This is a genomic window from Thermodesulfovibrio hydrogeniphilus, assembly GCF_054657355.1.
Genome location: NZ_BAAHYW010000001.1, coordinates 950,707 through 974,147, shown reverse-complemented (window position 1 = coordinate 974,147; position 23,441 = coordinate 950,707). Strand labels below are relative to the sequence as shown.

Annotated in this window: 22 protein-coding genes, 1 pseudogene and 1 riboswitch; of the genes and pseudogenes, 9 read left to right on the top strand and 14 right to left on the bottom strand. The window is 36.5% G+C overall.

Annotated elements, in window-relative coordinates:
• Nucleotides 1-8: 8 nt before the first annotated feature.
• The gene (locus tag ACYQ3P_RS04930; protein WP_460176830.1) at nt 9-1,250 is read right to left on the bottom strand and encodes a DUF1015 domain-containing protein; all 1,242 of its coding nucleotides are present in this window, start codon (nt 1,248-1,250) and stop codon (nt 9-11) included.
• A 294-nt stretch (nt 1,251-1,544) separates the two neighbouring features.
• A complete protein-coding gene (locus ACYQ3P_RS04925; RefSeq protein ID WP_460176829.1) occupies nt 1,545-2,825 on the bottom strand; it encodes an IS1380 family transposase in 1,281 nt (426 codons plus the stop codon).
• A gap of 128 nt (nt 2,826-2,953) precedes the next feature.
• A riboswitch (cobalamin riboswitch) is annotated at nt 2,954-3,220 on the top strand.
• Between the two features lie 29 nt (nt 3,221-3,249).
• Between ACYQ3P_RS04925 and ACYQ3P_RS04920 the strand changes: the two genes are divergently transcribed.
• From ACYQ3P_RS04920 to ACYQ3P_RS04910, 3 genes are all read left to right on the top strand, one after another.
• Nucleotides 3,250-5,085 (top strand): TonB-dependent receptor plug domain-containing protein, encoded by a 1,836-nt coding sequence (locus ACYQ3P_RS04920; protein WP_460176828.1) that lies wholly within the window; start codon nt 3,250-3,252, stop codon nt 5,083-5,085.
• 71 nt (nt 5,086-5,156) lie between these two features.
• Nucleotides 5,157-6,143, top strand: a complete 987-nt coding sequence (locus ACYQ3P_RS04915; RefSeq protein ID WP_460176827.1) for an ABC transporter substrate-binding protein — start codon at nt 5,157-5,159, stop codon at nt 6,141-6,143.
• A gap of 228 nt (nt 6,144-6,371) precedes the next feature.
• Entirely contained in the window at nt 6,372-8,033 is a 1,662-nt protein-coding gene (locus ACYQ3P_RS04910) for an IS1634 family transposase (protein WP_460176826.1), read from the top strand.
• Nucleotides 8,034-8,390: 357 nt separating this feature from the next.
• Here ACYQ3P_RS04910 and ACYQ3P_RS04905 read toward each other — a convergent pair whose 3' ends face one another.
• Nucleotides 8,391-9,827, bottom strand: coding sequence for a transposase (locus ACYQ3P_RS04905; RefSeq protein ID WP_460176825.1), 1,437 nt, complete (start codon nt 9,825-9,827; stop codon nt 8,391-8,393).
• 730 nt (nt 9,828-10,557) lie between these two features.
• Here ACYQ3P_RS04905 and ACYQ3P_RS04900 point away from each other — a divergent pair.
• From ACYQ3P_RS04900 to ACYQ3P_RS04885, 4 genes are all read left to right on the top strand, one after another.
• Nucleotides 10,558-11,154: an IS110 family transposase gene (locus tag ACYQ3P_RS04900; protein ID WP_460176824.1), complete on the top strand. Its 597-nt coding sequence runs from the start codon at nt 10,558-10,560 to the stop codon at nt 11,152-11,154.
• Between the two features lie 25 nt (nt 11,155-11,179).
• Nucleotides 11,180-11,425 (top strand): transposase, encoded by a 246-nt coding sequence (locus tag ACYQ3P_RS04895; protein ID WP_460176823.1) that lies wholly within the window; start codon nt 11,180-11,182, stop codon nt 11,423-11,425.
• 3 nt (nt 11,426-11,428) lie between these two features.
• Nucleotides 11,429-11,572 (top strand): hypothetical protein, encoded by a 144-nt coding sequence (locus tag ACYQ3P_RS04890; protein ID WP_460176822.1) that lies wholly within the window; start codon nt 11,429-11,431, stop codon nt 11,570-11,572.
• Nucleotides 11,573-11,845: 273 nt separating this feature from the next.
• Entirely contained in the window at nt 11,846-12,667 is an 822-nt protein-coding gene (locus ACYQ3P_RS04885; RefSeq protein WP_460176821.1) for a metal ABC transporter permease, read from the top strand.
• A gap of 157 nt (nt 12,668-12,824) precedes the next feature.
• On the opposite strand, the pseudogene ACYQ3P_RS04880 reads toward ACYQ3P_RS04885, so the two are convergent.
• Both ACYQ3P_RS04880 and ACYQ3P_RS04875 read right to left on the bottom strand, forming a co-directional pair.
• A pseudogene (locus ACYQ3P_RS04880) lies at nt 12,825-13,930 on the bottom strand (IS4 family transposase).
• Between the two features lie 248 nt (nt 13,931-14,178).
• A complete protein-coding gene (locus ACYQ3P_RS04875; RefSeq protein ID WP_460176820.1) occupies nt 14,179-14,355 on the bottom strand; it encodes a hypothetical protein in 177 nt (58 codons plus the stop codon).
• A 124-nt stretch (nt 14,356-14,479) separates the two neighbouring features.
• Here ACYQ3P_RS04875 and gltX point away from each other — a divergent pair, with 124 nt between their 5' ends.
• Both gltX and ACYQ3P_RS04865 read left to right on the top strand, forming a co-directional pair.
• Nucleotides 14,480-15,877: a glutamate--tRNA ligase gene (gene gltX, locus ACYQ3P_RS04870; protein ID WP_460176819.1), complete on the top strand. Its 1,398-nt coding sequence runs from the start codon at nt 14,480-14,482 to the stop codon at nt 15,875-15,877.
• On the top strand, nt 15,867-16,064 hold the full coding sequence (locus tag ACYQ3P_RS04865; protein WP_460176818.1) for a Trm112 family protein: 198 nt from the start codon (nt 15,867-15,869) through the stop codon (nt 16,062-16,064). Before gltX ends, ACYQ3P_RS04865 begins: the two co-directional genes overlap by 11 nt.
• Nucleotides 16,065-16,271: 207 nt before the next feature.
• On the opposite strand, the gene ACYQ3P_RS04860 is transcribed toward ACYQ3P_RS04865, so the two are convergent.
• Genes ACYQ3P_RS04860 through ACYQ3P_RS04820 form a run of 9 tightly spaced genes read right to left on the bottom strand, consistent with a single transcriptional unit; the run spans nt 16,272 to nt 23,392 of the window.
• Entirely contained in the window at nt 16,272-17,093 is an 822-nt protein-coding gene (locus ACYQ3P_RS04860) for a DUF169 domain-containing protein (RefSeq protein WP_460176817.1), read from the bottom strand.
• 14 nt (nt 17,094-17,107) lie between these two features.
• A complete protein-coding gene (fliW, locus tag ACYQ3P_RS04855) occupies nt 17,108-17,518 on the bottom strand; it encodes a flagellar assembly protein FliW (protein ID WP_460176816.1) in 411 nt (136 codons plus the stop codon).
• Nucleotides 17,505-17,750: a carbon storage regulator CsrA gene (gene csrA / locus ACYQ3P_RS04850; protein ID WP_460176815.1), complete on the bottom strand. Its 246-nt coding sequence runs from the start codon at nt 17,748-17,750 to the stop codon at nt 17,505-17,507. Before csrA ends, fliW begins: the two co-directional genes overlap by 14 nt.
• Before the next feature lie 2 nt (nt 17,751-17,752).
• On the bottom strand, nt 17,753-19,117 hold the full coding sequence (gene flgL, locus ACYQ3P_RS04845) for a flagellar hook-associated protein FlgL (RefSeq protein ID WP_460176814.1): 1,365 nt from the start codon (nt 19,115-19,117) through the stop codon (nt 17,753-17,755).
• A 2-nt stretch (nt 19,118-19,119) separates the two neighbouring features.
• Nucleotides 19,120-20,760: a flagellar hook-associated protein FlgK gene (gene flgK, locus ACYQ3P_RS04840; RefSeq protein ID WP_460176813.1), complete on the bottom strand. Its 1,641-nt coding sequence runs from the start codon at nt 20,758-20,760 to the stop codon at nt 19,120-19,122.
• Entirely contained in the window at nt 20,761-21,210 is a 450-nt protein-coding gene (locus ACYQ3P_RS04835; RefSeq protein ID WP_460176812.1) for a flagellar protein FlgN, read from the bottom strand. It abuts the gene before it with no gap.
• Nucleotides 21,194-21,493 carry a flagellar biosynthesis anti-sigma factor FlgM gene (gene flgM / locus ACYQ3P_RS04830; protein ID WP_460176811.1) on the bottom strand — a complete coding sequence of 100 codons (300 nt, stop codon included), beginning with the start codon at nt 21,491-21,493 and terminating at the stop codon, nt 21,194-21,196. Before flgM ends, ACYQ3P_RS04835 begins: the two co-directional genes overlap by 17 nt.
• A 29-nt stretch (nt 21,494-21,522) precedes the next feature.
• Nucleotides 21,523-22,275: a M23 family metallopeptidase gene (locus tag ACYQ3P_RS04825; protein ID WP_460176810.1), complete on the bottom strand. Its 753-nt coding sequence runs from the start codon at nt 22,273-22,275 to the stop codon at nt 21,523-21,525.
• 7 nt (nt 22,276-22,282) lie between these two features.
• Nucleotides 22,283-23,392, bottom strand: a complete 1,110-nt coding sequence (locus tag ACYQ3P_RS04820) for a flagellar basal body P-ring protein FlgI (protein ID WP_460176809.1) — start codon at nt 23,390-23,392, stop codon at nt 22,283-22,285.
• Nucleotides 23,393-23,441: the final 49 nt, after the last annotated feature.

Below are 23,441 nucleotides of genomic sequence, written 5' to 3'. Positions count from 1 at the left end.
CTCCTTTTTTAAATATTTTCTTTTAGACTGTTAATTACCATTCCTGTGAGGAGTTTCGGATAAAAGTATGTTGACTTGGGAGGCATTCTAAGTCCAGAAAGGGCAACTTTTTCAATGTCCTTTACTTTAGTTGCTCTTAAAAGAAAGATTGCATTGCATTTTCTCTCTTTGTTCATTTTAATTGCTTTTTCTACATCTATATCATAGTAAAGCTCTTTGTCTGGAAACATTCTTTTTAATATTACTTCTTCAAGAATGCTTACATCAAGCTCTCTTAATTCTTTGGGAAGATAATCAAGACAAGGACCTGTATATTGCAGGATATAAAATTTGTTATCAGTAAAAAGTCCGAAATGTTTCGGACCTTTTTTTTCAATAATTTCAAGGATGTCATTGGATAAATTATGCGAAGTGTTAATCTCATCTGCCCTAATGAGGTTTTGATTTTTTTGAATCTGCTCAATTACTGATACGGAAGTTTTAATTATCCTGTGAGTTGGAAGAATCAGATATCCGTCATCTTCAATATTACTTAAAAACATAAGAACATATTGCCAAGAAGCATTTTTTTTCTCTGGATAGAGTTTTTCCATCTCCTTTTTAAATTCAAGGGCAACTTCATATCTGTGATGTCCATCTGCAATAAAAATTGGCTTACTATCAAAGTCTTTGATTATATTTTGAATATCTGTATCTTTATCTATTCTGTAAAGCCTGTGAATGTTGCCGTTTAAATCATTAGCCTGAAGGTAGGGATTATTTTGATTTTCAAGTATTTGGGAGGTTATTCTTTCCTTTGAGCGATAAATTCCAAAGATTAAAGATGTATTTGCCATGCATGATTTCATCAGATTTAATCTATCTGCCTTGGGCTTTGAATATGTTTGCTCATGAGGATATACTCCTCTGCCAAGTTCCTCAAGCTTTATTAAGCCTACTATGCCCCTAAGTGTTTTTTTTATATTTTTATATGTATATTCAATCTCATAGCCATAGAAGCAAGGTTTGTCATCCATGATTAGTATTTCTTCTTTGAGCCAGTTTTCAAGGTATTGCTTTGCTAATGTGTATTTGTCAGGTTCTTGTGAATCTTTTCCGTAGTCTATTCTTACGATGTTGTAAGGGCTTTTTTGATAAAGGAATTCTCTAAGGTCTTCAGAAATAATATCATAGGGTGGAGACATGACATCAGTGGCAGAAACTTTTTCAGGGTTATAATGTATGCCTTTAAAGGGTTTAATTATAGCCATAGGTTTTATGATAACATTTAAAAGCTATACAGCTCAACTTGGTCTAAAATCCCAAAAATAGAGATAGAAAACTGACAGATTTATTTTGACCCTTTTCAGGACAATTTTTTATTAAAATTATCCTCTATGTCCTCCTATTTCTTCCTTTTCGTAATAATTTTCCCTATTTTTTTCTCTCTTTTTTATAATTTTCACCTATTAATTAACCTCAAACTTGCCTTTTTAGACAATATTCACCCGTGTTTGTTTTTTATTGCTCTATTTTTTTATCATTGTATCTTGCAAATACTCTTCTTATACAAATGCCATTATTTTTTTTCTTATATGAAGTAGAAGATTAAATTTCTCAACTGTGGTTGATACATGAAGCCATAGCCTTCTGCCATGTTTTACCATTTTCCCTGCTATCTCTATAAAAAACCACCTTATTGTGCTTATAGTCTTGTTCTTATACTCTTGCGGTAAAATAAGCTCCCTCTTCAAAACAAAAACATTATATGCAAGCACTCCAAGACAAAACCACATCGCATTTCCCTCAAATTCTCCGCTGGGTAAACTCTCCATCCCTATCCCGTTCTTTAATTCCTTAATGATATTCTCCATCTGCCCCCGCTTGTTATACTCCCATACAACTTCTTCTGCTGAACTTTCTCTGTCAGTTGCTATCACATGGTAACAATAAGGCTCGCTATCAAATAAATCTATCTGCTCTTTCTTCCACCTCTGCACAACCAGCCTGAATGCCTCTGTGCCCTTCATAACATGCACTGTCTCCCCTATCTGTCTGTTTGTAAGTATCCCTTCCTCTGTCCTCAATTCTCTCCAATGCTTTATTCTCTTTATAGCATCCATCACTGCCCCTGTCTTATCTGCTACTATACTGAATGTTGTGCCTTTGCTTCTGAGAAAATTTATTACTTCTGCTGTGTAAAACTCACTGTCAAGACAGGCATGCTTTATCCTTTTTCCTTCAGGCAACAGTTCATATGCATGTGAAAGTGCTTGAAGTGGAACTCCCGCTACATTCCCATGCCTAAACTCATGATAAACGATAATGGGCAACTCCTTAAATGCGGTAACTATAGGTTTGTACCCCTTCACCCCTTTATAGGTCATCTTTGCATCATACTTTTCAGTCTCTATTATTGTAGGGTCTGACCAAAGAGTATATTCTTTCGCTTCATGTATTTGCAATGCTTTCCTGTTTGCTTCATCTATAACTGTTTTCAATTTAACTATGCCTTCGCCATTGCCACTTCTTCTTATCCAGTCACCTACTGCAGAGCTTGATGGGACTTTTCCCATGCCAGTGCTCTCCCTTAAAGCTTTATCTTCAGCAATTTCTCTTAAATCATCTATGTGTCTTCCTCCTGCAAGTAACATAAGAACGATGGGATGAATATATTGCCAAGCATCATATCCTCTGTTTGAACCCGGAGATGGCATTATCCTCTGAATAAGCTTTTTAACTCCAAAAGCCAACATGAATTCTGTAAAAAGAGTAGCTCCTGCATGGGGAGTTAACTTTTCATCTGTTCTTTTAAACTTGAAATTAAGCAGAGTTTGTTTTATCATATCTTAAGCTCCTTGTGTATAATAGTTCACCCAATGGGTGATTTTGTTGTTTCCATATAAACTATTATACACAAAGGAGCCTCTCTATTTTAGTAGATTTCTATTTTAGGGAAAATTTTTATTTCTGTTAATATTATAAATGGCTGGATTAAGGGAAGGAGGTGAAAATCCTCCGCTGCCCCGCAGCCGTGTTGGGAACGAAAGCCCATTAAGGCAGTGGATAGTGAATGGTGGCTCGTGATTGGTGAGAAGACATTATTCACTGCTTAAGCCACTGGAGATTATATGGCTCTGGGAAGGCGGGCGAGTAGGTTGGGGGTCCCCAAAAATCAAGGATTTTTTGGGGTACTGCTTTAGCCCTAAGCCGGAAGACCTGTCCAGCCTGGAAGCCTTTGGCTTCCAAAATGCCTCGAGGGAGGGCAAGATGATATTATTTCTTGTCTTAATCTTATCACTTCTTTTTTCATCTCAAGCCTTTGCAGCTCAAGAATCAGTGCTTGATGAAATCGTTGTTACTGCATCAAAAACAGAGGAGACTGTTAGGGAGACTTCAGCAAGTGTTGTTGTAATTACTGAGGAGGATATTAAAAAGCTTAATGTTCAGTTTTTGCCTGATGTTTTAAGAACAGTTGCTGATTTAAATATCACACAAACTGGAGGAATTGGCTCTCAAACAAGTATCTTTCTTAGGGGCGGAGCTTCCAAGCATACTTTAATTCTTGTTGATGGAGTTAAAGTAAACAGCCCTACCACAGGTGATTTTGACTTTTCCCATTTATCTGTTAATGACATTGAAAGAATTGAGATCATCAAGGGACCTCAAAGCACTATTTATGGCTCTGAGGCAATGGCAGGAGTGATAAACATAATTACAAAAAAAGGCAAAGGAAAACCATCAATAACAGCATCCTTTGAAGGAGGCTCATACGGAACATACTCTTCAACTGCAACATTTCAAATGGGAACTGACAAATACGACTTAAAATTAACGGCATCATATTTTAAAACTGAAGGAATATCAGCATACAAAAATGGAACAGAAAGGGATGGATACAAAAATGCCTCTGTATCAACCCGTCTTGGAATAAAACCTTTGGAGAATCTTGAGTTTGAACTTATTGGTGGATATACTTATGCAAGGAAAAAGGTTGATTTTTGCGACTATTTTAATCCTGATAGTCCATTATGTATTTCCTATTCTTATAGAAATTTTTTAAATTTTAAAACAAGTTGGAATACAACAAAATTTTGGCATCAGATTATTAGTTTATCAAGGTTTCAAGATATATATAAAACAAGAGACCGTGAGCATCCTTTTGCAGAGGTTGATATAGACTCCAATAGATATCTTATTGACTGGCAAAACAATTTTTCTTTTTCTGATATGCATATAACCACTGGTGGATTTGAGTATAAAAAAGACAAGGCTGAAAATCCTTCTGCAAAAATTGACCACTCTGTAGAAAATAAAGCCTTCTACTTAAACAACAAATTTCAAATAATTAAGGAAATTTTAACCATAAATGTTGGATTAAGATATGACAAACATGAAACTTTTGGAGATCACACAACTTATCGTGTTGGCTCAGTTGTTTTTATTAAAGATTTAGACTTAAGATTAGAAGCCTCATATGGAACAGGATTTAGAGCACCCTCTTTAAATGATCTTTACTACAAGGATGATTGGGGCTTCAGTGGTAATCCAAATCTCAAGCCTGAAAAAAGCAGAGGTTGGGATGTAGGGTTTGATAAAGAGTTTTTAAATAAGAAACTATATCTTTCTATTAAATATTTCAATCAAAAATATACGGATTTAATTGCTTGGAAATGTGATCCTTTGACTCGGCAATGTTCACCAATAAACATCAGTCAAGCCAAAGCAAAGGGTATTGAATCTTCATTAAACATAAAAATTTCAAAACCAATTACCTTTACTGTTGGCTATACATATCTTGATGCAAAGAATGACAAAGATGAACCACTTGACAGAAGACCAAGAAACAAGGCTTCTTTTGGGCTTGGATATGCTGATGATAAATTTAACATTTATGCAAATTTGATTTATGTTGATAGAAGAAAAGATGGCATTCATTATCTCCCATCCTACTCAGTCTTTAATCTTAGCGGAGATTACAAAATTTCTAAAAACATTACAATCTTTGGAAGAGTGCAGAATTTGTTTAACAACAAATATGAAGAAGCTTATGGATACGGCACATATGGAACAAGTGTATTTTTAGGGACAAGGGTGAGTTTGTAAGAAGGATGCATGTGTAGGTGCAAGTGTATGTGCATGTGCGTGTGTAAGTGTAAGTGAATGGTTAGGTGTATGTGAAAAGGTATTTTTTTATAGTTGGCTGGCTGATTGTTTTAGGTGGACTTTTTTTATTAATAAACCCGAGCCACTATTTACCAATCACCAACCACCAGCCACTATCCACCAATCATGAGCCACCAACCACCAGCCATAAGTCACCAATCATAAATGCGGAGAGGGTCATATCCCTCTCTCCGCAGATTACATCATCAATCTATCTTCTTGGGGCTCAGGAAAAGCTCGTTGGAGTAACTTCTTACTGTAAGGCAAAGGGAGTAGAGGTTGTTGGAAGTATCAAGGAAATTAATATTGAAAAAATACTCAAGCTAAAGCCTGATTTAATATTTGCCACTGACCTGAATGATAAAGCACAAATTGAATACATAGAATCATTTGGTTTGAATGTAATGGCGCTTCCAATCCCAAAAAGTTTTAATGAGCTTTGCGAACAGTTTGTTTTAATTGGAAAAATTTTAGGGAAAGAAAAGAGAGCTAAGGAAATAATTCAAGAACTCCAAATAAGACTCCAAAAAATTTTGAATCAGTCTCCAAAAAACGCCGACCACTATTCACAATCCATCAACCACCAACCACCACCCACCAGTCACCAATCACCAACCACCATCCACCAGTCACCAATCACCAACCACCATCCACCAAAAGTTTTTATTCAGCTTGGCGCAAAACCACTTTTTACAGCCACTAAGGACAGCTATATTGATGAGATGATATCAATGGCAGGCGGAATAAATATTGGAAGAGACTCAAAAAAAGGTCTTTACAGTATTGAAAAGGTTATAGAGAAAAATCCAGATGTGATAATAATTATAGATATGGGGATTGAAGCTGAGAACGAAAAAAAGAGATGGAAGAAGTTTAAAATGCTTAATGCAGTCAAAAACAATGCAATTTATTTTATTGATGCATACAAAATCGGCAGTCCCAATCCTCAGGAATTTGTAGAAACTGTAGAGATGCTTTCAAAGCTCATTCATAACTAATCTAAAATAGGCGATTTTCCTTGTCTTTGCGAGTGTTGCCACGCCTTCACCCAACTTCATCAATTTTCAGCCTTTAAAAATATCAAAAGCTTTATAATTCAATAAGTTATATCTTTTTTCATTCAATTTTGTAGTCTAATCTAATTTTATTATTTTTGCTTATTTATTCCCTTAAATATTGACTTTTTTGTCTAATTTTTGTATACTAATATAAAAAAGGAGGTAACTATGTTCGTAAAAGAATCTTGGTCAACAAAAAAAGGTAAAAAATACAAAACCTACGAAATATCTAAAGCTTACAGAGACAAAAAAACTAAAAAGGTTAGGCATGAAAAAATTGCCAATATCACTCACTTAGGTGAGCCTCTTATTTCCAAAATAAGGCAACTGCTTAAGTCACCTGAGAAAAAGGTTGTAGTGGACAAAGACAAGTTTTTTGAGGATGCAACTTCAGTAGGGCATATACTGTTACTGTTAGGATTTATGATGAAGATAGGATTTCTGGGATGGTTAAGGCATTTTCCAAAGAAGGTAAGAGATTTGCTTTTGGCAGTAGTGCTTAACAGGATAATAGAGCCAAGGAGTAAGTATGCATCAGTGGGATGGATACGAAGAAGTGGTTTTATGGAACTGTTTGATTTAAGGGAAGAGGATATGCATGTAAATGAGATATACAGGGCAATGGACAAGTTGTATGAGAAGATGGATAATGTGTTAGATGATTTTTATAAGACGGGAGCACAAGGGACAAAGTTGTTGCTTTATGATATTACCTCAGTATACTTTGAGGGTCAAGGACCTCTGGGGCTCGCAAGATATGGATACTCAAGGGATGGGAAGCCCGATAAAAAGCAAGTATTGTTGTGTTTATGTTTGAACGAGAATAAATTTCCAGTGCATTTTGATGTTATAGAAGGCAACATATCAGATAAGGAGACAGTAAAGGGACTAATAAGTCAGTTAAAGAAGAGATACGACATCAAGGAGGCAGTATTTATAGGAGACAGGGGGATGGTGACATTACAGAATATAGAGTATCTAGAGAGAGAGGGGATAAACTACATATTAGCGATGAGATTTAGGGAAGCAAAGAAAATGGTAGTGCAGAAGGGTATACAGTTAGATATATTTCAGAAGGAGTTGCCAGTGACCATCTATATAAGTGAAGAGGAAGGGGTAAAGAGCAGATATGTACTATGTGGGTCTGAATACAGAGAAAGTCATGACAGGGAGACATTGGAAAGTATACTTAAAAGGGGCAGGGAGGCATTGGAAAAAGTAAGGCAGATGGTAGAAAGAGGAAAGCTAAGAGACAGGGAGAAAATACTGAGGAGGGCGCAGAGGAAACTGACAAAAAGTGGAGCTGAGAATTATTATGATTTCAGATACGAAGAAGGCAGATTTCAGATAATAGCAAAGCAAGAAGCTATAAAGAAGGCATATGATATGTGTGGGAAGTATATTTTGCAGACGACATTAATAAAGGAAGAAGATGAAGAGATAGAGAGGCAGTATAAGGAATTACAGACAGTGGAGGATGCATTCAAGCAGTTAAAGGATTTTGTAGAGATAAGACCGATATATCATTATAAAGACAGGAGAGTAAGGACGCATATATTTTTATGTGTGGTAGCCCAGACAGTGTTAAACAGGCTAATGGATGAGTTGAAGGAGAAAGGATGGTTAAGGGAGAGCAAAGAAAACAGTCTGAAGAAGTGTTTGGACAAATTTTATGAGATAGGGATAGGAGGTTTTGAGATAGAGAGGGAGAAAATAAGGATTATGAGCAAAGCTAAGGAGGAACATAAAAAGATACTGAGAATATTGGGAGTAGGGGATAAGATTTTCAGAACTTACGAAAGTGCGAGAGAATTTTGTAGGCTAATCTAAAAATTATAACTCATTGATTTTAAAATTTTTTTATTCAAAAGTTGATGAAGTGGGGCTTCAGCTTACGACAGTTTCTACTACTTTCCATCATTGCGATGGTGCGTTAGCGCTCGAAGCAATCTCGCTTTTTTCCTTTCTTAAAAGGAGTTCACTTATGCTTGCAAAGCAAGCCTCGTGATGACAGGAAAGAGAGAGTTATCGCGAGACATCCTCTGCTTCATCATTGCAAAGGCTCTCCTTCCATGTCATTGCGAGGGCTCGCCTTCTATGTCATCGTATGATAAATACCCAAAAATAGCGATAGCAATCCAATAATTGGTATAACCATTTGAAAATTAAGCCGTAACTCTGCCTATTTTAAGTAATATGTAAATCAAGCTTTAACTTTTCAGCAATCAATCTTGCTTGTTTTGGAATTTCTGAAATTTCCCATCCATGAGGCATTTTTAGTTTATATATCCTTCCAAGATGTATTAGTACATCCTTGACTGAATACCTACTCAAAAGTTTTGCCTTCCTTAACTCATTGTATATCCTGTAATACATCATTAATGATACAAAGTTTACAAACATCCATCCATTCAAACTTTCGTCATCCCTCAAATATGTCCTGTCTGCATTAAGAAAATTCTTGAAAGTGTCAAACGCTTGCTCTATTTGTGCCCTGCCCTTAAGCAATTCAAACACTTCCCTGCTATCATAATCTGTATTTGTTAAAACCTCTATACTGCCAAGTCTGTGCTCTATCTCATAAAACCTCTCTTCCTCTATTCTGCCATCTTGTATATGCCCTATTATGTCCTTTTCCTCTTCAGCCTTAAGTCTTGGGTCAAAATACAATATTACTTTCTTGCCATCTAATCTTTTCTCCTTCCACCATATCACTCGCTTTTCAAATATAAAATATCCATCAAATTCCCTTCTTCTCCCACTGCCAACAACACTATAGTCTATTAATGAACTATTCCGCCTTAAAGGCATAATAAATTTTAGATTCTCCTGTTCAAGAAATTTTATGTTGTTCTCTGAGTAAAAACCCTTATCACATATTATCACAGCATCCTCAATGGCTGCCTCCTGTAGAGTTCTCTTGAATGCAGATACATCTCTTATGTTTCCGGTCAGTATCCTGAAAAATCCAGGCTCTTCTTCTTTAAGAGAAAACACCAACAGAAAGTTTACCTGAGGCACATACTCCCCATGACCATTATATCCTAATGTTGCACTAATAACATTGTCTGAATAAGAGAAAACCTGCGTTATGTCTATCACCTGATATTGTCTATCTTTCAGAAAGTGCCTTAAAAATTCAACCACTTTTTGTCTTTGCCTTCCCACCTCCCTTATAATCTGTGAGAGACTCTTTGCAGATAATGAAGCATCAGGATACACTTCAGACAGATATGAAGCCCTAAAGTGGTGTATCACATTTTTAATCGCTGATGAATGAAAAAGCCTAAGTAGTGAAAATACAAGTAAGGATTTGAAGAAATCTGGAAAATAGACTTTCAGAAGTTCCTCTATATCCTGAGCAATACTTAACACATAAGAGGTTGCACCAAACTCCTTTACAGTTATTGCCTTCATAGAGTCAAGAATTCTCTCATGTTTTGGCTTAATGAGACCATCCTTAGTGATTTTACCAAGATATTTTTCGGTAATCTTTTTTGCTCTTGCTTTTTGAGGGTCCCACTTAGAGGTTATCTGATACAAATAAAAGGAATTACCTTTTTTGATAATCTGAGTGTTTTTTCTCTTATGTTTTAATACCCAATCAGGAAAATCGTTTTTCATATTACTTAAATAAGTAATAGCATAAAGGAAATATTTTTGTCAAGCAAAAATGAGAGTTTTAATATTTAGAAGGGTTTAATTTTCATGAAAAGTTGAACTAATAATCCTATTACTTAAAAATTGCGGAGTTACAGATTAAGTATTTTTTGCTGTCATTGCGAGCATTCGAAGGATGCGAAGCAATCTCTTTGAAGGGGAAAAGGCAAGATTGCTTCCTCCTCGCTACGCTCGGAGTCGCAATGACGTAGAGGGGGTATCCTCGCAATTACGGAGAGGTGTTCACCATCCACCATCCACGAATCACCATTCACTAGTTACCAATTAGAGACTGCTTCGCCCCAGATTGCCACGCTATCGCTCGCAACAGGGGGGCTCGCAGTGACGAGTGTCTATCTCTATTTTTCGGAAATATATGGACATTGCGAGAGATTTTATTTCTGAGTCTATAGAGATTGCGTCGCCTGCCTGTTGGCAGGCTCGCAATGACCCCTTCCTTCGTCATCGTATGATAAATATATGGACACTAAACAGGGATAAGTTAAAATAAAAGGAAGAAAGAAGGTGGGCAAGGAGGATTTGTCATAGGTCTTAAAGACCGTTCGCAATGTTGTCCACCACCTTCTCCCTTCCCTTAAGCCTGAACGGAACATTAGGCTCAGACAGCCTGAATGAGTTCCCACGATGATAGGATAAGGGAAGAAAAACAAAAAAATCAAATGGAGGAAGAGAAATGACAAAAGAGAAGTTCATAGTTGGAGTAGATGTGGCAAAGGATACCATAGCAGTAACAATTAGGGAAAGAGGTAAAGGTAAAAGAGCTTCTTTCAATCTAAAGAATCATGCAGAGCAGTTGCATAAGGCTTTGAAAAAGGAGCTACCTGACTGCTGTAAAGAGGATATACTGGTTGTTATGGAACATACAGGGGTTTATCATTTAAAATTAGCCCATGCCTTATATGAGCAAGGGTATAAGGTAGCAATTTTGAATCCGCTGCAGACAAAGAAACTTGCGGATGCAAAGTTTAATAGAGCGAAGACAGACAAAATAGACTCTGCAGTGATAGCTGAGTGTGTGGAGATTTGCGAAGAGATAAGATTATTTAAGCCAATGGCTGAACCCCAGCGGAAGATTAAGATACTATTAACTTGCCTTGCGAAGATTCAGAAACATCTTAATTGTTTAAAGAATCAAAGAGAAGCATTAAGATATGAACCGATAATGGTAGATACAGTAATAGAAAATTTTAACGAGCTCATAAAAAATGCAGAGGAAACAATACAGAAGATGGAGAAGGAATTGGAAGAATTGGCGGTAGGCCAGTTATGAGAAACAGATAAAGTTAGCGGAGAGTGTGCCTGGAGTTGGCAAGAGGACAGCATGCATAGCAGTATCAATGCTTGGATGTTTTGAAAATTTTGACAGAGTAAAGGCAGTAGGCAGTTATATAGGGATAAGCCCGAGAGTATATGAATCGGGCAAGAGTGTAAAGAAAAAGGGGAGGATACAGAAGAAGGGGAGTGCATATATAAGGAAGATATTGTATATGGCAGCGATGTCAGCGATGAGATATAATAAGGCATGCAAAGCATTGTATTAGAGGATGATACAAAGGGGCAAGAGCAAGATGCAGGCATTGATAGCAGTAGCCCATAAACTAATAAGGCAGGTATATGGAGTTTTAAAAAGTGGGATACCATACAATGAAGAAATTGCAATGAATGGAAAAAAATACTTGACAAATTAACACGGAACATTGCGAGACATCCGTCAGGATGCCGAAGCAATCTTGTATTTTACTGCTTACATTTTACTAATTTTCAGAGACTGCTTCGCCTTTGGCTCGCAGTGAAGCGTTTCTATCTCAATTTTTTGTCCCTAATTGCTCGTTTGATGGTATTTTTTATATAATTACTATTGTTAAGAGTAAGGCGTGAAAATCAGAAATCACAAAGTTATTGAATCATTAAATCAGAATGTCTTCAAAAATTTGATCTTTCCAAACTTAAAGGAATGATTTATGCTTGAAATTTTTGAATTAAATTTAATAAAAAGAGCGATACTTGTTGTTGGACTAATTGCACCGTTAGCTCCGCTATTTGGAATTTTTCTCCTTTTAAGAAGATATGCATTTTTTGCAGACACTCTCGCCCATGTTGGATTTCTTGCATTGGCATTGAGTGTATTTTTCAATTTAAACTCCCTTTTGATGCTTATCGTTTTAAGCATGATTGTCTCAATATCTGTTGAAAATCTTCGTCAGAGGGGAAAGTTACCAGCAGAGGGTTCTTTGTCTTTGTTTCTTTATGCAGGAGTGGCATTGTCAGTTGTCCTTATAACATTTTCTGGGAAAACAGGCTCAGTGATGGGGATATTATTTGGAAGTTTATCCACTGTTACAACACAAGATGTTTATTTAATAGCTATAGGAGCTATGGTTTGTTTAGTTTTTCTGATAAAATATTACAGGCAAATGTTGAATCTTTGTATTGATGAGGAACTTGCCCATGCATTTGGTATAAATATCTCAAGGCTTAAAATTACATTTGCACTGATTGTGGCTTTGTGTATTTCAATCTCAATAAAAACTATGGGAGCGCTTTTAATTGGTTCTTTAATGATTATTCCTCCTTTGGCAGCCATGCAGATAACAAGAAGCTTAAAAAGCACAGCTTTTTTATCTGTCATTTATTCTGTTTTTGCAGCGATTTCAGGAATTTTTTTGTCCTATTATTCAGGAATTCCTCTTGGTGCTTCAATTTCTCTAATTTTGTTAGGAATATTTGCATTGTCCTTTATTATTAAAACTATTCCTTTTGCAAATTACAGAGTAATGAATTGAGAAATTAATTTTCTCTTAATTGTTTAATTCTCAACTCATTGCTGTCCAAAATAATCTAAACTCATAAAAAACATCCGCATAAAATAAGACTTTTGGACAAGAAAATTTGCTTTTTCAAAATCAGGTTACCCCCCCTTTCTTTTTATTTGCTGTCCAATTAAACAAGTCTAAATTTTAACTGTTCTATTTGAGGCTCAATTTGCGGTGTCTCTGTCGGTTTATTTATCCATTCCCATAAATTCCTATATGTAAATAGGTTTAGTCTCAACAATGCAACTAGATTACTTAATGACCATCCAAATGTTGATAACTCCTTCAGATACTTCAGTATCAGTATCGCTATTAATGCCGTCCATATCTGTATCTTAAGTGCATTCGCTGATGTCCCTACAAAGGTTTTTACTCTTAGATTTTGTTTCAATGTCTTAAAAAATCTGCCCTGCCATCTGTCTTTGTATATCTCTGATATGGTCGTTGCACCAAAGTTCAGTTGGTTCGTGAGTAGCACAACTGTATCTTTTGTTTCCTTATCCATGACCTCTATCCTCCGTAGCTCATATGGACAGTCTTGCTCTGCATAAAAACCCTTAAGCTTGATTATCTCGTCCCGAATTATGTTTCTGTTCTTTGGCACTGGTAGGCTCTTTATCACTTTATAAGAGGCGTTGTCCTTAACCTTGTTACAAAATATACCCCCTCCTCTGTCCATCTACCAAATAAAGCATAGTCAACACACCCTCTGTCTATTACTACTATGGCACCAGAACAAAATTGAAGTCTCCTTAATATGTTTACTTCGTGCACTTTACCTTCTGTTATATGCGCATATTCAGGTAAATATCCTGAGTGGTCAAGTAGTAAATGCAACTTTACCGCACCTTTAGTCTTTCTGAATTTTGCCCAGTCAAATACTGTTGCACACAACTCTATTACAGATGCATCAAAGCTCATTAGCTTGTTCTTAAATCTGAATTTCCTCTTGCCAGTAAATTTAGACTGACATCTCTGAAGAAGCATATAAAATACTGCTTGAAAAAGTTCCCACGGTCTGTGTTCATTTGCATAGGCAAGGGTAGAGCTCTTTGGAGCTTCTTTTATACCAAGATGCCTTAACTTACCAACGCAACTGGCAAGTCCATTACATATCTCTCTTAGAGAATGCGCCTGCCCAAGTTGACAAAATAACATAGCTACAAATTGCCCCCAACTCGTAAACCCTTTTGCTCTACGCTCAGCTTCTGTCTGCTTTGACTGACTTCTCAAATTCTAATCTTGGAAAAAGGGATAGAATTTGACTGAAAATACTGCTATACTTATTCATATACACCTCCGATCTGGGTCTTTAATTTTTAAGCTAAATGTTTATCTATTTTACCCAGATCGGAGCTTTTTAAAAAATTTATTTTGGACAAGAGTGTTCTCAAGTGAATTGTAATTGTAGGCTTGCAGTGACGATATGGATGATTGAAAAACTATAACGCTTGCAACAGGAGGCTTTCAGTGATGAGTTCTTATTGCTTTTTTCGCATATATCCCAAAAATAGCGATAGAAATCCAATAGTTGGTATAACCATTTGAAAATTAAGTATTTTTTTACTGTCATTGCGAGCATCCGAAGGATGCGAAGCAATCTCTACTTTGTTTTTCAATAAAGCCTTATTAGAGACTGCTTCGCCCCAGATTGCCACGCTATCGCTCGCAACAGGGGGGCTCGCAGTGACGAGTGTCTATCTCTATTTTTCGGATATATTTGAAGCTTTTTGATTAAAGGTCGTATAATAAAAAGTTAAATTTTATCAAAAGGAGGCTGTTTTGGTTAGGGTTAGATTTGCACCAAGTCCTACAGGACATTTACATATTGGAGGCGCAAGAACTGCGCTTTTTAATTGGCTTTTTGCAAGACATCATAATGGAAAGTTTGTTTTAAGAATTGAAGACACAGACAGATCCCGTTCAACTGAAGAATATATAGAATCAATCATTGAGGCAATGAAATGGCTTGGATTAGACTGGGATGAAGGTCCTTTCAGACAAACTGACAGAATGGAAATATATAGAAATTATGCATATAAGCTTTTGGAAGAAGGTAAGGCATACAGATGTTATTGCACTCCAGAGGAGCTTGAAGAAAGAAGACAGCAGGCTATGAAAGAGGGTAAGCCTCCAAGATATGACCGCCGTTGCAGAGAATTAAAAGAAGTTCTTGATAAACCATTTGCGATAAGATTTAAAATGCCCCTTGAGGGTGAAACAGTGGTCAATGATTTAGTAAAAGGAGAAGTTACATTCAAAAACAGCGAAATAGAAGACCTTGTTATTCTAAGAAGTGACGGTACTCCTACCTATAATTTCTGCGTTGTTGTTGATGATTTTGAGATGAATATAACGCATGTCATAAGAGGTGAAGACCACCTTAATAATACTCCAAAGCAGATTCATATCTACAAGGCTTTAGGAATGAAGATTCCAGAATTTGCACATATTCCCATGATTCTCGGTCCTGACAGGTCCCGTTTAAGTAAAAGACATGGAGCAACATCTGTTCTTGCATACAGAGATGAAGGATATTTGCCTGATGCGGTTGTCAACTTCCTTGCAAGACTTGGATGGTCTTATGGAGACAAGGAGATATTTACGAGGGATGAGTTAATAGAATACTTTGACCTTGACCATGTGGGTAAGGCTAATGCTATTTTCAATGCAGAGAAGCTTTTATGGCTTAACAGTGAATATATAAAGTTAACTCCAGAGGAAAAACTTTTTGAGCTTGTCAAACCTTTCTTAATAAAAGAAGGCTATCTAATGGAAAATGACTCAGTAGATATTGAGTGGGCAGCTAAAGCAATAAAATCTCTTAAGGAAAGATGCAGAACCCTTAAAGAGCTCGCCAATGCTATGAGATACTATTTGCTTGAATATGTTGAAATAGAGCCAAAGGCTAAAGAAAAATATATAAATTCTGAGACAATTCCTTTGCTTAAGGAAATTACAGAAAGACTGTCATCCATTGAAGACTTTACTCAGCATAATATAGAAAAAGTTTTCATGGATATTGTTAATGAAAAGGGTTTAAAACTTGGTGCAGTTGCTCAGCCTGTAAGGGTTGTCATTACAGGAAGCACAGTAAGTCCCGGAATATATGAGGTTTTAGAGATTGTGGGTAAGGAAAAGACACTTAAAAGATTAAGGAGGGTAATAGATGCCTCTTGATAAAGAATTGCTTGAAATAATAGCCTGTCCTAATTGTAAAGGTGATTTAATTTATGAGCCAGAAAATGAAAGATTAATCTGCGAAAAATGTTCTGTTTATTATCCAATTAGGGACGACATACCAATTTTACTTGTTGAAGAACCGAAAAATAGCGATAGAAATCCAATAGTTGGTATAACCATTTGAAAATTAAGTATTTTTTTGCTGTCATTGCGAGCATCCGAAGGATGCGAAGCAATCTCTACTTTTTTTTCAATAAAGCCTTATTAGAGACTGCTTCGCCCCAGATTGCCACGCTATCGCTCGCAACAGGGGGGCTCGCAGTGACGAGTGTCTATCGCTATTTTTGGGAAGAAGCTGTACCTTTACAGAAGCAGTAATTTTCTGCCAAAATTAGGCTTTTTTGTCTAAAAGAGACAGCCATACAGGCCTTTGGAGAAAACTTCCATCTACATTTTCTTCCATCTCCAAAAACATCTCATAGGGAAATGTAATAGTAAGAATGTTGTTTCCCAGTTGTTTTCTTAAATTTTTCCTTGCTGAAATGTCTGTCAAACCAATTACCGCTTTCTGAGGTTTGGATTCAGCTGATTTGTAAGCCAATATTCCTACTGTCTGACATCCTGCTGCCCAAGGAATTATTACATTCTCAAAACCTTTTCCGGTATAGTTTGCAAGTATAACTAATGCAGAAAGCTGATGAGGATTAACAGGAAAGACTACTACTTTGGGCTTTTCAATATCAGGATTGACATCATTTAAGGGTTTAAAAATAATGTATTTTGCTGGGATGTCCATTATTGGTAATTGCTCTACAAACTCTTTTACTTTCTCAGGATTTTTTAAGTATCTCTCTCCTTCAAGGAAGTCATTGTAAAATTCTTCGGTGATATAAGGTTTAATTTGTTCTGCAACAGCTCTGCCTTTATCCCATTCTTTGTTCCCTGATGAGAGAAAATAATAAAAACATTCTATTCCCCCGGGAAATTTTTCATATACATTTCCAAAACCAAGTCCAACTCCTCCACCCCAGCATCCGTAAGTGTTTCTGTCAAACACAGCAATTTTACCTTTTACAGCACTTGCAAAAAGCCACATCACACATCCCCATTTTCCTTCTTTAAACTGGAGTGCTCCTTGAGGTTTTTCATCAGCCCATAAAATAGCAACAGGATTTAATTCCATTCCTAAAGCCTTTGCAATTTTACTTTCCATCTGTTATATCCTATTTATTTCTTGATTGGCTCTTTAAATTTGTATCGTTCATCTTCAAGGAGAATCTGGACTCCGATTTTTTTATTTTTGTTGATTATAAATGGAGATTTAAGGTTTGCCGCAACTGTATCATTGTCTTTAAGAAGTGCAACATAAACCTCAAGCTCATCCTCGCTTTCTGCTTGTAAAACTTCTGCAATTTCATCACTTAATTCAAATCCATAGTTTGGAAAATATTTAAAAGGAGAAACAATTAACATTGCTATATCTGGATCATCAACAGATATTAGCCATTTTATCGGGTCAATAAGTTCTTTTATGATAAATCTGCAAAAAGGAATACCGGGAATGCCAATGGGAAAGTTGATTATATCTTTTTCTTCAATAATCAGTTCGCCAAATCGCTCTGATTTAATCGTTATCACCCTTTTTCTCCTCAAAAGAAATTATCGCATCAAGATTGAGTTCCTTTGATGCTTTCAATGCTTCTATGTTGCTTTCCTTTAATTTTTCATAGAGCTCTTCCCTAAAGATAGCAATACCTTTGGGAGCTTCAATCCCTATCTTGATTTGGGAGCCATCAATATCTACAATTTTTACTATGATGTCATCGCCAATACGTATTGACTGACCTATTTTTCTTGTAAGAATTAACAATGCTACCTCAGAAAGTCAAAAAGATTTGTTCTGAAAAAATCAGTGAGTGTAACTCTTAATGCCTGCAAAACTGTCATCCTCTGGTTTAGTTCTGAAATCAGCTGAACTGCGTCTGCATCCCTGTCATTGGATAGAGATTGATTAGTGTTTGTTTTAATTTCAAGATTATAGTCAGTTGTAGTTTCAATTTTATTCAGCCTTGCTCCAATTATTGATTGCTGTTTGTATAAGTTGTCTGAAATGTTGTCAATGTATCCAACAGCAGCCTGAATTCTTCCTTGATCATTGTTTTCAAGAGCCACTTTTAAGAAATACAATGCTCTCAAGTAATAGTTTTCGTTGAGATAGTTGTTGTTGAAGCTGTAGTAATTTGGGTCAGTTGGGTCGGTAATGTAGTTGTATCCGTTTATGTTGTGTTCAAGTGTCATGTTTGAAAGGAGATTAAGATTGTCTCCAGCTGGAGCATTTACTGAAATCCTTAATTGGTCAGACTTTCCATTTGGTATGCTGTTTATAACAAGCCTGTAGTCAGGATTTGTTGTAGTTCCTGTGTTTACTACCCAAGCCTTGACCATATCGCCTGCTTGAGTATTTATAGCATTTGCTATATCATTCAATGAAGCTCCGGGATTGATTGAAATGTTTGCTGAGCTGTCGGAAAAGTTAATTGTTATACTGCCGCCATTGGTTGAAAAAGAAGCATCGGGATCAGTAATAGGTGTTGAAGGAGAAGGCATTAAAAGGGCTGAAAGAGGGTCAACATCATGAACAGCTCCTGTGTCAGTGCTGTTGTATGGGACAAATACCTGATTTGTATCTGCTGCATAGGTGAAAAACTCTGTTGCAGGAAGATTAACTGCAACATCAAGGAAAAAGCTGATGTCAACATACTGTAAGTTTGTATCAGACTGATATGTTCCAGAGTATTTGTTTACTGGTTCAATGTCTGCTTTATAACCTCCAAACACATAACGATTTGCTACCTTTGTATTTACTGCTTCAATGCTTCTTTCAATTAAAATCTGAGCTTCCCTTGCTAAGGCAAGTCTGTCTGTAGGCGAAAGAGTATCTGTAGAGCCTTGTACTGCAAGTTGTTTGGCTTTAATTGTCATATTTTTTAAATCATTAATCGCTGTTTCAATTGCTGAATTATAAATTTTGGCAGTGTCAATTACTCTTTTGTATTCATCAATGGCTGATAAAGAGGCATTATATTTAACTATTCTTGACATTGCCACGGGATCATCGCTTGGTGCAAGAATTCTTTTGCCTGTAGCAAGTTGTTTCTGTGCTTTAAACATGGCATCTATTTGTCTGTTTAAGTCTTTTAAAAATGTCTGATAAAAAAATGATGTTGTTACTTTCATGTCTACCTCACCATATCAAATAATGTTGCAAGTATTTCATCTGCAACCCTTATTACCCTTGCAGAGGCTTCATACATTTTCTGATACTTTATAAGATTAACTGCCTCTTCATCAAGGCTTACACCTGAGATATCTTGCCTTCTTTTCTGTAGCTCCTCAACAAGAGCATCCTGAAAATCTCTTTGAGTTTTAGCACTTGCTGTGAAAATTCCAACCTGAGAAACTATACTTCTGTAAAAATCAGTAAAAGTATTGTCACCAACTATCTCTGCATTAATTAGAGAATATATTTTCCGTGCATTGCCATTGTCCATTGGTCCGCTTGCAGAGGATGTGGGATCATTGCTGGCTGCTGCGATTTTGTTGATATCTGTTATTGCAACATCAAAGAATAAAGCTGTATGGGATTTGATTTGAAATGTCATATCCAAGTTGTTGCTTGGATTTTTTATTGTTAACTCCATTCCATTGAAGCTTAGTCTATAATAAGTATCAGTGCCGTCTGTCCATGAAGAGACTGTTGGAGTAACAGGGGTTCCTGTTGTGTTGTTTGTTATTGTCCAGTTTGTGCCATCAAACTGAATTGAATAACTGTTAAAGGTGTTTTCGTTTACATTATTTATCTTGAAGATGATGTCATCCATTGTTCCATTTGTTAAAGTCATATCATACAAGGGTTTGAAGAAGTTATTTCCAGTTGAGCCATCAAGTCCGTATCCTTGTCTGTGTTGAGCATTAATTGCTTCTGTAAAATCAAAAACAAGCATGTTAAGCTTATCCATATATTCAGGAATTGTCTGATCCCTTAAGTCAATTGCTGCTTTAAGTTTGCCTCCTTGAATGAGCTGAGTAACATTCATCGGGCTTCCACCTTGCTCAAGCATAAATTGCATTTTATCATTGCTGTCTAACTGAAGACTTAAATGATATACCTTTCCACCATCAACCAAAGGCATTCCACCAAGAAGAATTGAATATCTTCCAGCATTGTCTTCAAAGTAAGTTATATTAACAATATCATTTAGCTTTTTAACAAGATTTTCTCTTTGGTCTTTTATATCAAGAGCACCCGGTGAGGCTGCAATTTTTTCGTTGAGTTCATTTATCTGGTCAAGTAATTTATTAATTTCATCAATGTAATTTTTTGTGTCCTTGTAAAGTTCCTGCCTTTCATCTATCAATGACCTGTAACTTATGTTTATTCTCTCTGTAAGATATTTTGCTTTATCTATCAAAAGAGTCCTTTCAGCTGTTCCTGAGGGATTTTGGCTGATTTCCTGCCAAGCATTGAAAAAGTCATTTACTGCATTGCTTAAAGCTACATCAGAGGCATCATTGAATATATTTTCAAGTCTAACCATGCCGTTATAGATAACATCCCAATAGGCAAAGTTGGAGCTTTCTGTTTTAAGCTGAAGTTCTATAAATGAGTCATACATTCTGCGAATATCTTGAAGTCTAACTCCTCTGCCTGTAATTCCTGCATAACTTTGAATTCCAGAGGACATGTTAACAAAAATTACATCCTGCCTTGTGTATCCCTCTGTTGCCGCATTTGATATGTTGTGGGAGACCACTTGAAGAGCCTTTTGATATGTAAGAATTCCAGTCTTGCCTATGTCAAAAAGGGCTGTAAGTGCCATTTAAGCCTCCCTTGAAACACTTTGCTTAGGAGTTATTCCAAAACTTTCAATGAATTTCATTGCCGTAGTTATATGAACAATTGAACGGTCAATGAGCTGTTCATTTATTCTTTGTATCTCTGAAATACTCTCCAAAAGCGTCTTCATTGATAAATAATATTGCTTAAGCTCATTAGCTTCTGTTGATTTTTTCATATTTTCAAAATAATCAATAATTTCAGAAAGACTCTTTCCATTTAAATCATGCATTGAAAGAAGCTTTTCCCTCTCCTTTTCCAGCAAAGAAAGCTTAAGAAGAGTTTCCTGTTTTTTAGTCAGAATTCTCTCAAGCTCCTGTGAGTTTAATCCAACAATAGCATCCCTTTCTTCTGATACAACCTGATATAAACTGACCAGAAGAGCTTTTTCTTCTTTAAGAATTGCAATTAATTCTTCATGCAAGCTTGTCAACTAATGCCTCCTTAATCATCTTGCCTGCTATTTCACTGCCCCTTACTTCGTATGTGCCAGAATTAATAGCATTTTTTATCTGCTCAACTCTATCTGCCCTTATGTCTGGAATATTGCTTGCTTCAATCATTAATCTTGAAATCTGTTTTGCCTGCTCTGAAAGAGTTACCTGATCCTTTGTAAGAACTTCCTCACTCCTTTCAGGAGACTTTCCTGTAGCCCTCTCAGGCATCACTCCTGTGTTTGGAGCCATTCCATCTATTTTTATAGGTCCGCCTATCATTTAAACACCTCCTGTAAAAGTTTTTTTAATTATACAATCGGCGATTTTTCAGAATTATTTAGAAGTGTGAGAGGATTAACAGGTTTTCCGTCTTTCCTGACTTCAAAATGCAGATGCGGACCTGTTGTTCTTCCAGTTGAACCTGAAAGGGCAATGACTGTGTTTGCATCAACCCTATCACCGACTTTTACCAGATTTTTTGAATTATGGGCATAAACTGTCTGAATACCATTTTCATGCTCAACAATAACGCAGTTTCCATATCCTTTTGTGTATCCTGAGTAGATTACCTTGCCTGACATAACAGCTTTTATTGGTGTTCCTTCTGCTACGGCAATATCAATTCCATTGTGATGCCTTCTTTTGCCATCAATTGGGTCAAGTCGCATACCAAAGGAAGAAGTCAGCCTGCCCGGAACAGGTAGTGATATCTTTTTAGGTAAACTGATATTGCTATCTTTTTCATCGTTTACAGTTTTGTTTGATGGTGATAACTCAATTTTCTGATTTTTTGATATGGATCTGATAAATGTCGGGCTTTCTGTAAGATATCTTCCTATTCCAATCTCTCTTTCAGCCATCATCTGAGCTATTTCTGGAATAACCACTGTCATGTAGGTTGAGGTTGTCCTGTCCTTTGCAAAGGAAGTATTAGACAGCATGATTTTTAAAAGTTCGTTCAGAAACAATGTCTCTATCTTTTTTGACAACTCCTTCAACTGGGTTGATGAAATCTGTTCTGCTTGGCTTTGATTTTTGTTTATAGGACTTGTCAGCGACATGGCAACCTCACATTAATACCAATTCAGCCTTTAAAGCACCTGCAGTTTTAAGAGCCTGTAGAATTGAAATCAAATCTTTAGGTGTTACTCCGAGAGCATTAAGGGCTTTAACAAGTTCTCCAACAGTAGAGCCACTGACTTCTAATAAAGAAGCCTGTTTTTCTTCAACCTTTAGCTCTGTTCTTGGCACAACTTCAGTCTGTGCTCCACGAGGAGCAAGGGGCGGAGGCTGAACAGCCTCAGGAGTTTCTTTTATTGTGATGGTCAACCCACCATGTGCAAGGGCAGTGGGAGATATCTTTACATTTGAGCCTATGACAACAGTTCCTGTCCTTTCATTAATAACAACCTTTGCAGGCACATCTGTTGCAACTTCTATCTTTTCAACCTCTGCCATAAAATCCACAACCCTTCCTCTAAAGTTCTCTGGAACAATTATTGAAACAGTTAATGGGTCATCAGCCTTTGCAATGTTTGTCTTGAATTTTTCGTTAATTTTTTCAGCTATGTTTGTTGCTGTTGTTATGTCCTGAGACTGCAAAATTAACTGAACCTGATTTTTAGCGTTCAAGTTAACAGGAACTGTTTTTTCAACTACTGCTCCTTCGGGAATATATCCAACATTTGGATGATTTTTAACTGCCTGCGCAGCTCTTCCTGCTGCGATGAATCCTCCAACTGAAACAGGTCCCTGTGCCAAGGCATAAACTTCTCCGTCTGGACCAACAAGAGGAGTAAGCAAAAGTGTTCCACCCTGTAGGGATTTAGCATCACCAATTGAAGAGACCTGAACATCAATTTTAGCTCCGGGCTTTATGTTAGTAGGCAATTTAGCTGTTACCATTACAGCTGCAACATTTTTAACCTTACCTTTTAAATCCTTGACATTAACAGTGATTCCCATTCTGCTTAACATGTTAGCTATAGGCTGATAAAGATATGTTCCATCTTTATCGCCTGTTCCATTGAGTCCTACAACAAGTCCGTAGCCTATTAGCTGGTTTTCTCTAACTCCTGCCCAATTTGTTATATCTTTAATCCTTTCAGCAGAGGAAATGTTGAATGTGAAAATAATAACCACCAAAGTCAACAGAGCTATGGTTTTTACTCTTTTCATTTCTGTATCCTCCAAATTTTTATATTTTCACTATCCACCATTCACCAAC

What these genes read in the sequence shown, in the direction of transcription:
- ACYQ3P_RS04905 (WP_460176825.1), bottom strand. Translation starts at nt 9,827, where the DNA reads ATGAAAAACGATTTTCCTGATTGGGTATTAAAACATAAGAGAAAAAAC.
- ACYQ3P_RS04820 (WP_460176809.1), bottom strand. Translation starts at nt 23,392, where the DNA reads ATGAAAAGAGTAAAAACCATAGCTCTGTTGACTTTGGTGGTTATTATT.
- ACYQ3P_RS04925 (WP_460176829.1), bottom strand. Translation starts at nt 2,825, where the DNA reads ATGATAAAACAAACTCTGCTTAATTTCAAGTTTAAAAGAACAGATGAA.
- ACYQ3P_RS04860 (WP_460176817.1), bottom strand. Translation starts at nt 17,093, where the DNA reads ATGGAAAGTAAAATTGCAAAGGCTTTAGGAATGGAATTAAATCCTGTT.
- ACYQ3P_RS04910 (WP_460176826.1), top strand. Translation starts at nt 6,372, where the DNA reads ATGTTCGTAAAAGAATCTTGGTCAACAAAAAAAGGTAAAAAATACAAA.
- ACYQ3P_RS04825 (WP_460176810.1), bottom strand. Translation starts at nt 22,275, where the DNA reads ATGTCGCTGACAAGTCCTATAAACAAAAATCAAAGCCAAGCAGAACAG.
- ACYQ3P_RS04865 (WP_460176818.1), top strand. Translation starts at nt 15,867, where the DNA reads ATGCCTCTTGATAAAGAATTGCTTGAAATAATAGCCTGTCCTAATTGT.
- ACYQ3P_RS04930 (WP_460176830.1), bottom strand. Translation starts at nt 1,250, where the DNA reads ATGGCTATAATTAAACCCTTTAAAGGCATACATTATAACCCTGAAAAA.
- ACYQ3P_RS04920 (WP_460176828.1), top strand. Translation starts at nt 3,250, where the DNA reads ATGATATTATTTCTTGTCTTAATCTTATCACTTCTTTTTTCATCTCAA.
- flgM (WP_460176811.1), bottom strand. Translation starts at nt 21,493, where the DNA reads ATGATAGGCGGACCTATAAAAATAGATGGAATGGCTCCAAACACAGGA.
- ACYQ3P_RS04885 (WP_460176821.1), top strand. Translation starts at nt 11,846, where the DNA reads ATGCTTGAAATTTTTGAATTAAATTTAATAAAAAGAGCGATACTTGTT.
- flgL (WP_460176814.1), bottom strand. Translation starts at nt 19,117, where the DNA reads ATGAAAGTAACAACATCATTTTTTTATCAGACATTTTTAAAAGACTTA.
- ACYQ3P_RS04890 (WP_460176822.1), top strand. Translation starts at nt 11,429, where the DNA reads ATGATACAAAGGGGCAAGAGCAAGATGCAGGCATTGATAGCAGTAGCC.
- ACYQ3P_RS04900 (WP_460176824.1), top strand. Translation starts at nt 10,558, where the DNA reads ATGACAAAAGAGAAGTTCATAGTTGGAGTAGATGTGGCAAAGGATACC.
- flgK (WP_460176813.1), bottom strand. Translation starts at nt 20,760, where the DNA reads ATGGCACTTACAGCCCTTTTTGACATAGGCAAGACTGGAATTCTTACA.